This is a genomic window from Ruegeria sp. CDSA021 (genome assembly GCF_059612325.1).
Genome location: NZ_JBXWQJ010000024.1, coordinates 33,349 through 45,361 on the forward strand (window position 1 = coordinate 33,349; position 12,013 = coordinate 45,361).

At 55.5% G+C, this 12,013-nt stretch carries 13 protein-coding genes and 1 pseudogene; 10 read left to right on the top strand and 4 right to left on the bottom strand.

Going from position 1 to position 12,013, the window contains the following annotated elements; all coding sequences use genetic code 11:
- Positions 1-36 precede the first annotated feature (36 nt).
- Together AC2FLD_RS20940 and AC2FLD_RS20945 are read left to right on the top strand one after the other, a co-directional pair.
- A complete protein-coding gene (locus AC2FLD_RS20940) occupies positions 37-486 on the top strand; it encodes a phasin family protein (protein ID WP_496673742.1) in 450 nt (149 codons plus the stop codon).
- Between the two features lie 60 nt (positions 487-546).
- On the top strand, positions 547-954 hold the full coding sequence (locus tag AC2FLD_RS20945; protein WP_496673739.1) for a universal stress protein: 408 nt from the start codon (positions 547-549) through the stop codon (positions 952-954).
- 271 nt (positions 955-1,225) lie between these two features.
- On the opposite strand, the gene AC2FLD_RS20950 is transcribed toward AC2FLD_RS20945, so the two are convergent.
- Together AC2FLD_RS20950 and AC2FLD_RS20955 are read right to left on the bottom strand one after the other, a co-directional pair.
- Positions 1,226-1,738, bottom strand: coding sequence for a redoxin domain-containing protein (locus AC2FLD_RS20950; protein WP_496673736.1), 513 nt, complete (start codon positions 1,736-1,738; stop codon positions 1,226-1,228).
- A gap of 58 nt (positions 1,739-1,796) precedes the next feature.
- Positions 1,797-2,546, bottom strand: a complete 750-nt coding sequence (locus tag AC2FLD_RS20955) for a hypothetical protein (protein ID WP_496673733.1) — start codon at positions 2,544-2,546, stop codon at positions 1,797-1,799.
- Positions 2,547-2,632: 86 nt separating this feature from the next.
- On the opposite strand from AC2FLD_RS20955, the gene AC2FLD_RS20960 reads away from it, so the two are divergent.
- The 3 genes and pseudogenes from AC2FLD_RS20960 to AC2FLD_RS20970 form a co-directional block, all read left to right on the top strand.
- Positions 2,633-3,178 (top strand): MarR family winged helix-turn-helix transcriptional regulator, encoded by a 546-nt coding sequence (locus tag AC2FLD_RS20960; RefSeq protein ID WP_377189551.1) that lies wholly within the window; start codon positions 2,633-2,635, stop codon positions 3,176-3,178.
- Entirely contained in the window at positions 3,175-3,873 is a 699-nt protein-coding gene (locus tag AC2FLD_RS20965) for an MOSC domain-containing protein (protein ID WP_496673730.1), read from the top strand. The genes AC2FLD_RS20960 and AC2FLD_RS20965 overlap by 4 nt, the downstream gene beginning before the upstream one ends.
- Before the next feature lie 379 nt (positions 3,874-4,252).
- Positions 4,253-4,796: pseudogene (locus AC2FLD_RS20970) on the top strand (IS5 family transposase); the annotation flags it as partial.
- Positions 4,797-4,947: 151 nt separating this feature from the next.
- Here the strand turns inward: AC2FLD_RS20970 and AC2FLD_RS20975 are convergent.
- Positions 4,948-5,970 (bottom strand): permease, encoded by a 1,023-nt coding sequence (locus AC2FLD_RS20975; protein ID WP_496673727.1) that lies wholly within the window; start codon positions 5,968-5,970, stop codon positions 4,948-4,950.
- Positions 5,971-6,055: 85 nt separating this feature from the next.
- On the opposite strand from AC2FLD_RS20975, the gene AC2FLD_RS20980 reads away from it, so the two are divergent.
- Complete coding sequence (locus tag AC2FLD_RS20980) at positions 6,056-6,913, top strand: LysR substrate-binding domain-containing protein (protein WP_496673725.1); 858 nt, start codon at positions 6,056-6,058, stop codon at positions 6,911-6,913.
- 282 nt (positions 6,914-7,195) lie between these two features.
- Here AC2FLD_RS20980 and AC2FLD_RS20985 read toward each other — a convergent pair whose 3' ends face one another.
- Positions 7,196-7,810: a TetR/AcrR family transcriptional regulator gene (locus tag AC2FLD_RS20985; protein ID WP_496673722.1), complete on the bottom strand. Its 615-nt coding sequence runs from the start codon at positions 7,808-7,810 to the stop codon at positions 7,196-7,198.
- Between the two features lie 91 nt (positions 7,811-7,901).
- On the opposite strand from AC2FLD_RS20985, the gene AC2FLD_RS20990 reads away from it, so the two are divergent.
- The 4 genes from AC2FLD_RS20990 to AC2FLD_RS21005 are packed head-to-tail and all read left to right on the top strand — an operon-like array spanning position 7,902 to position 11,980.
- Entirely contained in the window at positions 7,902-9,947 is a 2,046-nt protein-coding gene (locus AC2FLD_RS20990) for an oxidoreductase (protein ID WP_496673719.1), read from the top strand.
- 1 nt (position 9,948) lies between these two features.
- Positions 9,949-10,986, top strand: a complete 1,038-nt coding sequence (locus tag AC2FLD_RS20995) for a trans-3-hydroxy-L-proline dehydratase (RefSeq protein ID WP_496673717.1) — start codon at positions 9,949-9,951, stop codon at positions 10,984-10,986.
- A gap of 2 nt (positions 10,987-10,988) precedes the next feature.
- The gene (locus AC2FLD_RS21000) at positions 10,989-11,405 is read left to right on the top strand and encodes a hypothetical protein (RefSeq protein WP_496673714.1); all 417 of its coding nucleotides are present in this window, start codon (positions 10,989-10,991) and stop codon (positions 11,403-11,405) included.
- Entirely contained in the window at positions 11,330-11,980 is a 651-nt protein-coding gene (locus tag AC2FLD_RS21005; RefSeq protein ID WP_496727232.1) for a hypothetical protein, read from the top strand. Before AC2FLD_RS21000 ends, AC2FLD_RS21005 begins: the two co-directional genes overlap by 76 nt.
- Positions 11,981-12,013: the final 33 nt, after the last annotated feature.

Here is a 12,013-nt window from a genome sequence, read left to right on the forward strand (position 1 = left end):
AACATTCAGCATTGGGAAGATGAGGAGGAATCTCCGATGCCTGAAGAGAAGCCAAAATCAAGTTACTCCAACCCACTTGTCGATGTTTTCAAGCAGATGCAGCCGACTACTACGGCCAATCCGTTTTTAGGCGCTCAGCTTGAGCAATTCTGGGACACGCAGGAGAAATCACTGAAAGAGACAGAGGCCTTTGCTCAGCATTGGTTTGAGAGGCGTCACGAGGCTGTTCGAACCGCGCTTGAAACTGCGCGCTCGGCATCTGCTGCAGACCCGACTGATCCAGCAAAAGCACTGCAATCCATAGCTGAGTGGCAGAAGCACTCAGCCCAACGCCTTGTGGCTGACGCTCAGGAATGGTTCGAAACAGTTGCCCGATGTGCAGCATATGCAGCGGAAACCGAAGTCGAAGCTGTGGAAAAGACAATGGTTGATGTTGCAAGCACAGCTAAGAAGGCGGGCAAATCTCCGAATTCCGATCCGGTATAGAGAGCCGTATCACCACAGAGGTCGGAATGATCGCAACTGGAGCAAAGGAGGGTAGCTAATATGTATAAAAACATTCTGGTACCAGTCGCACTGGACAACGATCACGATACACAGGCCTCATTTGAAGCTGCTCGTTTGCTGGCGAATGCCGATGCGGAATTCACAGTGCTTCATGTGCAGGAACCGATCCCTGCATATGTGGCATCTCAGATACCCGAGGAAGTTCTGGCAAACACGCGAAAAGAACTTCAGGAAGGCTTACATCGAAACGCTGCAGAGCTACCGGGTGCGACACCGCGGCTTATTTCGGGGAGCGCTGGCCGAGCGATCGTTGATTTCGCAAATGAAAATGACATCGATTGCATAGTGCTGGCCTCACACAAGCCGGGGATCGAGAACATTTTTATTGGGTCGACTGCGAACCGGGTCGTTCACCATGCTAATTGTTCTGTCCACGTGGTCCGCTGAACCGGTCTCTGGTAAGGGCCGCACGTCGATTATGCGGCCGGTTACTCGATATTGCAGACCTTGGCGCAAACGCGGTGAATTTACCCTTTGTCCCGCGACTCGTTCCTTGCCTGGCGAAATCTTGCTGCACCCGACATGAATGGCGGCTGTAACACTGCATTGCCGCGCTAAAGATGATGCCTGCGCGGCAAAATCCGTGCTGCGAGCGCTCGCAGCGCGAAAATCAAATTCACGGGTTGGGGCTCGAAACAGAAGTTCTCCGCGCACAGGATCAATGACTGCTATCCAGCGATTGACCGACAGTGACGGGACCGCTTTTGACCGATACGACCCCTCGTGTCAGAAGGCCGCCAATCTCTGATCCCAATTGCAGTTCAGAAACCTGACCAAGGTGATGCGCAACGATGTGCCCCGCCTGATCTAAAAGGACAAGGCTTGGTGTGCCGCGCATGCCAAAGCGAGACATCGTGTTTGGCAATGGTCCTGCGCCCTGTTTGTCCACGCCGACAGGGAACGTGATGCGATATTCATGCAGGAAAGTTTGCAAAGACACCGGTGTCATAGCGTTGTGATGCTCGAACCCGGTGTGCAGGCCAATTACGGCTACCTTCTCTTCAGAAAACGTCCTCTGAATCGACTGCGCCAAGGGGATACCGTGCAGGACACATCCTGGGCACAGCATTTGAAAGGCCTCAATGACGACAACCCGTCCTTTTAGGTTATCTAGGGTTAGGGGCGTGTCTGTGTTGAACCATTCCCTGACGTCTAACTCTGGTGCTTGCATTTTCCTCGTCCTCAGTAGCAGGCAGCCGCCGTGGGTTCGGCGGCTGCGCAATCGAATGTTAGTGAAGCTTGCCCGGCAGGCTCAGATCGCCGGATGCGACGTCGAAGACATCTGTGGCGCACAGCAAGGGCGCATGGATATTAGCGTTCACACGCAAGGCCGAGGTGACACCATCGTAAGCCACGCCATCCAACTCCACATCGCTGGCGAAGCCTGCGTTCACCGAGATTTCAGGGCCGTCGAACAAGGGCGTAAATCCAGGGCTGTCCAGAAAGATCGGAAACCCAGGCCATGTCGCAGGTAGCTTGGGTAAGGAACCTTCGGGGATGTCACGCACCGCAAGCGCGTCGGGTCCGCAAGCTTCGGTCGGGGTCAACACAACCCAGTGGCTGTGCCATTCGATGCCGTCATTGGCCGGATCTCCGTCGCCGTTCTCGTCAAAAAGCGGTGTGTCATCAAAATCTGGATGACTGGTTGCGGCCATTGCAAGGATGCCTGTGCCGCCTTCGAACCCAACGGCCGAAGGGTCCAAAGAAGTAGGCCAAACATAGGACCAGACGTCTGATCCACCGACCTCTCCGGTTGCCACCGGAACTGAGGCGCCAGCCGCTCCATTCGTTGTCATGTGAAAAGTGACGGTGTTTCCATTGCGGTGCGCGTGCGCGGCCAGAATGTCAAAGTCCGCGACTTTACTGGCGTCTGCCGAAGATATGATGGCGCCATCTTGATGGATGGCATGGTTCCCATCAGCAAGAGCTGTGCTGCCGATGAACAAGACCAGAGTGGAAGTGAGCATTGAGAGTTTCATGGGTGTCTCCTGTTAAAAGATAGCGAGTCGCTACTATAGTGAGAAATACATTGCAACTATAATTTCGAGTCGCTACTAAAAGTGTTATGAACACAGATCATCGCATACGCACACTGATCAACCGCCTGGCCCGGATTGATGCTTCCGAAGGATGGGCGGGAGATTTGAACCCGACTCAGAGGATGGCGCTCGAGTACCTCGCTGAGGCGAACATGTTCTCGCGCTCGCCGTCGCATGTTGCAGAATACATCGGAACAACCCGTGGAACGATGTCACAGACGCTCAAAGCTTTGGCGCGCAAAGGCTATGTAGAAGAGCATCGCAAAGAACATGATCAGCGGTCGATTTCCTACGAACTCACAAAGGAAGGGGGCGAGATCGTACGTCAGCCGAACCCTGTTGCTCAGGCAGTAGGAGATATGCCTGCAGAAAACCAAGCCATGCTTGAGCAGGGGCTGATGCAAAGCCTCAGTCTGGCCTTGACCGCAAATGGCGGTCGTTCGTTCGGCCAATGCAAATCCTGCACTCATCATGATGCCACGACTAAAAACGGTTTCTGCAAGTTGTTGGGTATTTCATTGGAGCCCGGAGAGAAAGACAAGATCTGTCTTGAGCACAAGGAAGCCAGATGAACCATCCAGACCTGTCAGCGACTATTGACGACATATTCTTCGGAGAGGTCAAAGATCGCGGGCAAAACAAACCGCCATCAGCCATTCAGAAAGATCGGGTGAACGGGCGGCAAACTATTACCTCGCTTGGATTTTCCGGGGACGCTCAAGCGGATTTGACCGTGCATGGTGGCGAAGACAAAGCCATCCATCATTATGCTTTTGATCACTATTCGGCTTGGCAAGCAGAGGGCCTAATGGCACCCGGCACAATACCAGCGGCGTTTGGTGAGAACATTTCTACGATGGGACTGACCGAGGAAAACCTCTGCATCGGCGACATCCTGTTACTCGGGACGGCGGTAGTTCAAATTAGCCAGGGACGGCAGCCGTGCTGGAAACTTGGGCTAAATACAAGGCGCAAGGAAATGCCCTACCAGTTTCAGAAGACGGGCCGAACCGGATGGTACTATCGTGTGCTCGAACCTGGCGAAGTTGGCGCCGGTGATCGGATCACCTTGGCTGAAAGGCCAAATCCGAATTGGTCTGTATTGGCTGTTACACGCGCACGGCTGACCCGTCGCATATCGCCACAAGATGCCGAGGTTTTGTCTCAGATGAAAGAACTTGCTGAAGGTTGGCGACAAGCTTTTGGCAGAATGGCTGAGGGCAATGCCAAGGAGGATACATCGGCAAGGCTTGGAGGCTCCGGATAAGACATCCAACGCGCGTTCAGTCGTGACGTAGTTTCCTCGAGCTTAGTAACCTTCTCAACTCCATGATGGTCAAATCCGCGTTTGTCAGTCGCTGGGTGGAGCAGGCAAGAAATGAGACATCAACTTCAGCATCGATGAAATGCCATTAATCACCTTGGGCCAAAAATGCTTGACGTTTGGGTCAAAATTGAATGACGTGATTGACCTGTTTATTGAGGTTTTGGCCGTCAATTGAGTCAAATATCAGTGACGTTCCACAGTACTGAAAACATTGAACAATTTCTGTTCAGAGACTTTTTGCCCCTTATCTGCCACTAATATCCAGCTGCTTTCCGGACCGGCCGTCCGCTGACTTTCTGTGTCCGAACGTCGCACCCCTATCTTCGCTCGGATGATGGCCGGTTTAGCCGCTGAGCACGGCGAGAAAAAGACGGTAATGATCGACGCGACCTATCTCAAGGCACACCGCACCGCGACCAGTATGGCCGCAAAAAAGGGGGCGTGGCCGCCTGATCGGTAGAACCAAGGGGGGCATGAACACCAAGCTGCACGCCATCTGTGATAGCCAAGGGCGTCCGCTCAACCTGTTCGTTACCGCCGGGCAGGTCAGCGATTACATCGGTGCTCGGGCTCTGCTCAGCAGTATTCCAAATGCGGACTGGCTGCTCGGGGATCGCGGCTATGATGCTGACTGGTTCCGAGACGCGTTAAAAGACAAAGGGATACGCGCCTGCATCCCCGGCCGTAAGCAACGCAAGACCCCAGTCAAAAACGACAAACGCCGCTACAAACGCCGCAACAGGATCGAGATCATGTTCGGCAGACTCAAGGACTGGAGGCGCATCGCAACCCGCTATGACCGCTGCCCCAAAGTCTTCCTTTCTGCCATCGCCCTCGCAGCAACCGTCATCTATTGGTTATGAATCCTGACCCTAAGTCCGGCATCAGCTCGCCCAAACGAAACCGTTGAGCAAGTGACTCGCTAACCAGCCATTCGAGACGCGGTTTGAAGACGACCGCAGTGCGGGACTTCGCTGCCGGTCGCTGAACGTCTGCGTCCCGATACGCTGAATCTCAGACGATCCATCCAAAGATACACCCCGCCCCGAGCGACCCCAGAACTGCAAGTAGCAGATAGAGCATGAACGGTTGCAATTTTAGCACCGGTGCGATGGCCATAGCACCCCAGATGCTGACCGCGCCGCCCGAAACAAGGAACGCCATCGCTGCGCCGTCGGACATGCCGTTGTCGATCAACCCTCGTGTCAGTGGGAGCGCAGCGTAACCGTCGAAATAGGCCGGGGCACCGACGAAGACAGCGGCGGGTATGGCCCACCATTTGTCTTCGCCAACATATGCTGCCAGTGCGCCCGGTGTAAGGGCCGCGTTCAGGGCATACTCCGCGGCAAATGCCGGGATCAGGCAAATCAGGATAAGCCGCGTAGTTGCCCAGAACTGTTTGCTGAAAGAATGACGTCGCGCCTCAGACCGCCAGACCCTAGGATCAAAGGGCTGCTCTTCGCCGCATCGTGCAACACTTAGCTGGCGCGCCAGACCATTGTCCCGAAGCGCATTCATGGCCCATGGCGTCTTGGCGAACAGGCCGGTGATCGCGCCGCCGAATAGACCCAATCCGAAGGCGGCAAGCGTCTTGCCAATCGCAAAGCTCAGACCAAGGGTTGCCGCTGTTGTCGCGAGCATTGCGGGGTCCGTTATCGGAGAGGACAGCCAGAAGGCCATGATCGGAGCGAGCGGCACGCCCGCAGCTAGCAAGCCGGCCATCAAAGGCAGCACGGTCACACCGCACACGGGTGTGATGGCTCCAATGAGCGAGGCCGCCAGAACCGTTCTCAGTGTCCTGCCCTCGAAGGCACCAGCGATGTGGGTATCCGCGCCGCTTGCGATGATCCAGGCTGCAAGCACGATGCCCGGAATGACGATGGGGGCCACGACAATCAGGCCCCATAGAACAAACTTTGCTGCGTTTACCGCGTGTTCCGGCCAAGCAAGACAGATGCCTGCCAGCAGCAGCAAAGACACGCCCCACACCAGGGGTTTCCGGTTAGATGGTTGGTGGGCAGCTGTCTGATCTGACATGGGATACTCCTCTGACCTTGAAAAATAGTGCGGCACAAGGCATCTGTGAAACGCATAGTTTCAATTTCCGATATTGGAAAAACAGATGGAAAATCTGGATAGCGATCTTCTGCGAACCTTCGTCGCCGTGGCTGATGCCGGAAGCGTCACGGACGGTGCTGCCCGCATCCACCGGTCGCAATCTGCGACAAGCCTTCAAATCAAGCGCCTCGAAGCGATCCTGGGTCAGCCGGTCTTTGAAAGGCATGGTCGCGGGGTGGTCCTGAGCGACACGGGACGAAAGCTATTTCCAGTCGCGCAGGAGGTGACGGCACGTCTCGATGTGGCACTACGAGAGATTTCACAGAACACAGTAAGCGGCAAACTGCGTTTGGGCATACCCGACGATCATGGGCGCGCCAGACTTGCGGCGATCATTGCGACTTTTGCCCGTCAACATCCGAAAGTCGAACTGGATGTCACCTGCGCCCTGAGCACAAGTTTTCCAGAAGCCCTCGATAAGGGGGCGCTGGACCTAGCGGTCTATGAGGTTGAAAGCCCATCCAGCCACGAAGAGGTCATCTATGAAGACCCGACATGTTGGGTGTCGTCGGCGCACCGGCTCTTTCGGGCCGATGAAAGCCTTCCAGTGGCCTTGTTCGATCATGCGTGCTGGTGGCGCGACGCGGCGGCCATTTCATTGCAAGCCCGTGGAAAGCCATATCGCGTTGTCTACTCCAGCCAAAGCGTCTCTGGTGTGCTTGCAGCAGTAGAAGCCGGGATCGCAGTGGGTCTGCTCGGCCGCTCCTCGCTGCACGGCGGTCTATCGGTGGTGAACGATGCATTGGGCCTCGGAAACACACCCGCCTCCAAGCTGGTGATGGCATCGAGCAAGCCGAAAGTACAAGGGCCTCAGGACGCTATGAAGGCCGCGATCCGAGCCGCATTTATGGCCAAACCATGAAAAAACCGACCTTCCCTGCACTCTGTTGAATGGGCAAGTCGGGCTCACAGTCAGATTTCGCCGCTCGATGAATGAACTACGGTTGACCAGCAAGGCTCCCTTTGGCTATGACATCATCGAATTGGAAAAGTGGGAACAAAGCCCCATTTCGCCGCGTTTGTTCCAAAGTCAGGTATGGCGAGACCCGAACGAATACCGATTTACACTCAACTGTGCAGCATACGAGTGCGAACAGTCTCGCAAAAAATGAGAGAGGCTTGGCCCATAGCCTCAGACGCCGGTTTAGCGGTGACGCTCTAAGAACGCGTCTTTTTCGGCCTGCGTTGGCATGTCGCCTGAGAATATCTCGACATATCGGCATCCAGCTTCCGCTCGTTGTAAACGGGGCTCTGTCACATGCATGGAATAATACCCGGTCTGTGTTAGAAGCACGGTGAGCGCACGATAATGGGCCGCGTCCCCTGTTATTCCAAATCGTTCAAACAGGGCTTTGACTGCAACCAACCGATCTTCGTCAGATTTGTCGACGAAGGTTTGCAGCCGTGGATCGTTGCGCGCCCAGTTACGGATTGCAAGATCCAGCGGCGCATCGAAAAGATCTTGGTCAATCCAGCAATCAATGAGGTTAAAGAGACCCGCGCAGAGACTGTCGGCTGGAACTGCGCACCGCTCCAAGATGACGCCAGTGTTCCGGTTCTGCCAGATGTCTAGGATGGCGTCATGAAGATCGGACAGATCCTTGAAGTGCCAATAGAAACCAGTGCGCGTCAAATTGAGTGTTTTTGCAAGCTGCATGATCTTCACCGCCTCAATCCCATCGCTCACGAAGAGCGCATAGGCGGCGTCAATCCATGTCTCTCGGGTCGCGCGGGCCTTGGCTGTTTCGTCCTTTCTCATAGTTGGATTCTTAAAGAACTTGACAGTGGTGTCAATTGCGGAAATTTTAACTTGACACAAGTGTCAATAATCAGCACTCAAGGAGGCCACAATGTCCACTGATCCATTGCTTCAACCTTATCAGTTGAAACACCTCACATTGCGCAATCGGATCATGACAACCAGCCATGAACCTGCCTACCCACAAGACGGCATGCCCAAGGAACGCTACGCGGCCTATCATGCCGAACGGGCCAAGGCGGGTGTAGCCCTTGCGATGACGGCGGGGTCCGCTGCGGTCAGCCGAGACAGCCCACCCGTGTTCAACAATATCCTTGCCTTTAAGGATGAGGTTGTACCGTGGATCCAAAACCTGACAGACGCGGTGCATGAACATGACTGCGCTGTGATGATCCAGTTGACCCACTTGGGGCGGCGCACGAGTTGGAACAAGGGCGATTGGTTGCCGTCGGTGTCATCATCAAAACACCGCGAACCTGCCCACCACGCTTTTCCAAAGTTGATCGAGGATTGGGACATTGATCGGATTATTTCTGACTTCGCTGATGCTGCGCAGCGGATGCAGGCGGGCGGTATGGACGGGATCGAGTTGCAGGTTTACGGTCATTTATTGGACCAATTCTGGTCACCGCTGACCAATGATCTGACGGGTCCATATGGTGCTGACACGCTCGAAAATCGCATGCGGTTCCCGCTCGATGTGGTCGAGGCAATCCGCAAGCGCGTCGGCGCAGACTTTATCGTCGGGCTGCGCTACACGGCCGATGAGGCGCAAAAGGGTGGCATCACCCACGACGAGGGGCTGGAGATTTCAAAACGCATCTCGGCCACGGGGCAGGTTGATTTTCTGAACGTGATCAGGGGACGCATCCATACCGATCCAGCTATGACGGATATGATTCCTGTTCAAGGTATGAAGTCTGCTCCGCACCTCGATTTTGCAGGAGAAGTGCGCAAGGCAACGGGTATGCCAACCTTCCACGCCGCTCGCATCCCTGACGTGGCCACTGCGCGACATGCTGTGCAAGCTGGCCTGCTCGATATGGTCGGCATGACCCGCGCTCACATGGCTGATCCACACATCGTGCGCAAAATCATTGAAGGGCGTGAAGATGACATTCGCCCCTGCGTTGGCGCGACGTACTGCCTTGACCGCATTTATCAAGCAGGCGAGGCGTTATGCATCCACAACGCTGCTACCGGGCGTGAATTATCGATGCCGCATGAGATTGCAAAAGCGGGGGTTGCGAAGAAGGTTGTAATCGTCGGCGCAGGTCCAGCGGGGTTGGAAGCGGCTCGCATCGCCGCAGAACGTGGCCATGCTGTGACTGTGTTTGAGGCTGCAGATGCGCCCGGTGGACAGGTGCGCCTGACCGCACAATCATCTCGCCGCCGGGAGATGACCGGGATCATTGATTGGCGCATGGCGCAATGTGCAGCACGTGACGTGATATTCCAATTCAACACCTGGGCCGAGGCCGACGACATCACCACCCTCAACCCGGATGTGGTCATTGTGGCGACGGGCGGCATGCCCAATCTGGAACTGTTTGAACAGAAAGGTGAGCAGGCGAATGTTGTGTCCACCTGGGATCTGATCTCGGGCGATGTAAAGCCTGCGGGCAAGGTTCTCATCTACGACGAAAGCGGTGATCATCCAGCTTTGCAAGCCGCTGAGATTGCCGCAAATGCGGGGTCCGCGGTCGAGGTTATGACGCCGGACCGCAGTGTCTCTCCGGGCGTGATGGCGATGAATTTGGTGCCTTACATGCGCGCGCTTCAGGATAAGGACGTGACCTTTACCATCGCGCGGCGCTTGATGGGGGTTGTGCGCAGTGGCAACACATTGGCCGCCACAATTGGGACCGATTACAGCGATTACAGTTACGAGACCCAGGTCGATCAGGTTGTCGTGAACTATGGCACCTTGCCGCTCGACGATCTGTATTTTGATCTCAAACCATCGTCGTCGAATTTAGGCGAGGTCAACTATGACGCGCTGATCGAGGGCACTCCGCAAACTATTCAGCGCAATGAAGCAGGCACCTTCCAACTGTTCCGCATTGGCGATGCAGTATCGGCACGCAACACACACGCGGCGATCTATGACGCCTTGCGTTTGGTTAAGGATATCTAGCATGCGCAGCAGCAAAACCATTCACGTCGTATCCTGCCATGCAGAAGGCGAAGTCGGCGATGTGATCGTTGGCGGGGTGGCACCGCCACCCGGCGAGACCCTTTGGGAACAACGCAGTTGGATCGCCAAGGATCAGACCATCCGCAACTTCATGCTGAACGAGCCACGCGGTGGCGTGTTTCGCCAAGTGAATCTTTTGGTCCCTCCGGTGCATCCAGAGGCACAAATGGGCTGGATCATCATGGAACCAGAAGACACGCCGCCGATGTCCGGGTCCAACTCGATCTGTGTCTCAACGGTACTGCTGGATAGCGGGATCATTCCAATGACCGAACCCGTAACCAAGATGGTACTCGAAGCACCCGGTGGACTGGTCCGCGTGCACGCCGAGTGCCGGAACGGCAAGGCAGAGCGGATCACCGTGCGCAATCTGCCATCCTTTGCGGGTGCATTGCGCGTACCTTTGGATGTGAAGGGTATCGGCCAATTAACCGTCGACACAGCCTTTGGCGGTGACAGCTTTGTTGTGGTGGATGCGGCAACCCTCGGGTTCGAACTTGTCGCGTCCGAGGCCAGGGCGCTGGCAAAACTTGGCGTGTCGATTACCAATGCGGCCAATGCGCAGCTAATGTTCCGCCATCCAACCAATCCCGATTGGAAACATTTCTCCTTTTGCCTGTTCGCAGGACCAATCACACGCGAAGGGAGCCACCTGACCACCTCGGCTGCCGTCGCGATCCAGCCTGGAAAAATCGACCGCTCACCTACGGGTACAGCCGCCTCTGCACGCATGGCACTGCTTCATGCACGCGGCGAGATGCAAGTGGGGGAGACCTTCACGGCCCGTTCAATCATTAACTCGGAATTCCACGGACGGATCGTCGAGAGAACTACGCTAGGTGACACGCCCGCGATAATCCCTGAAATCACGGGCCGCGCGTGGATTACAGGCACACATCAGCATATGCTTGATCCCAAAGACCCCTGGCCTGAAGGGTACCGCCTGAGTGATACTTGGCCCGATTTGAAGGGGAGCTGAGAATGGCCGATATGAACATCCCTTATTTGTCGCAGGACGATATGATCGGATTGGGTCTAACCACCGAGCAAATCGTCGATAGCATCGAATGTGCTATTCGTGGGAGCGTGAACGGCACTGTCTGGGGCGCACCTAAAGCAGTGATCACGCCACCTGATGATCCGCGTTATATGATGGCCGCTCTGGCGGCGATGGATGATCCATCTCTACTTGCTGTCAAAACGGTTGTGCTGAACCCTGAAAATAACGCAAGCGGTCTGCCACAGATCAATGGTCTTGTGACAATGCTCGACAGCGTCAGGGATTTCCGGCTGCCGTGCTTGATGGCAACTGGATCACCGAGGTGCGCACGGCGGGGCTTAGTGCGATGGCTGCAAAATATATGGCCAACTCGGATGCAAAAACCATCGGCTTTGTAGGGTGCGGTGCTCAGGCATGCAGCCATCTTGACGCTTTTGCCGACACCTTCGACCTTGAACACATGTGTTATTTTGGCCGCGGCCAGGCCAATCAGGACCGGCTCGCAGAGCAAGCCAAAGCACGTGGCATACCTTCGACTGCGTGTGCTTCCGGGCAAGAGGTTGCGGCCAGCTGCGACTTGCTGGTGACCACCGTCACACATACTGGCGGTGCAGCCCCGTTTCTCGACGCGTCTGGGATGAAGGCAGGGTCATTTGCGGCTCTTGTCGATCTTGCTGCCCCGTGGAAGCGCGACAGCATTGGCACGCTCGATTGCGTCGTGATCGATGATCTCAAGCAAGAAGCTTCGTCGCCCAACAAGCTGTGTGATCCCGGGTTCATCCACGGTGATCTAGCTGGTTTAGTGACTGGCGAAACAAATGGACGCAACGCGCGTGAGGATCGAACAGCATTCATCTTTCGTGGACACGCGCTAGGTGATTTAGCATTGTCCGTATTGGTTTTGGAAACGCATCGGAAACGCGACGTCGTGTCCGTCGTCAGGGATTTTGGGACAGATGGCCGCCTGATCTAAGAGAGGGTCTGGCTCAACTGGTTGTTGTGATTA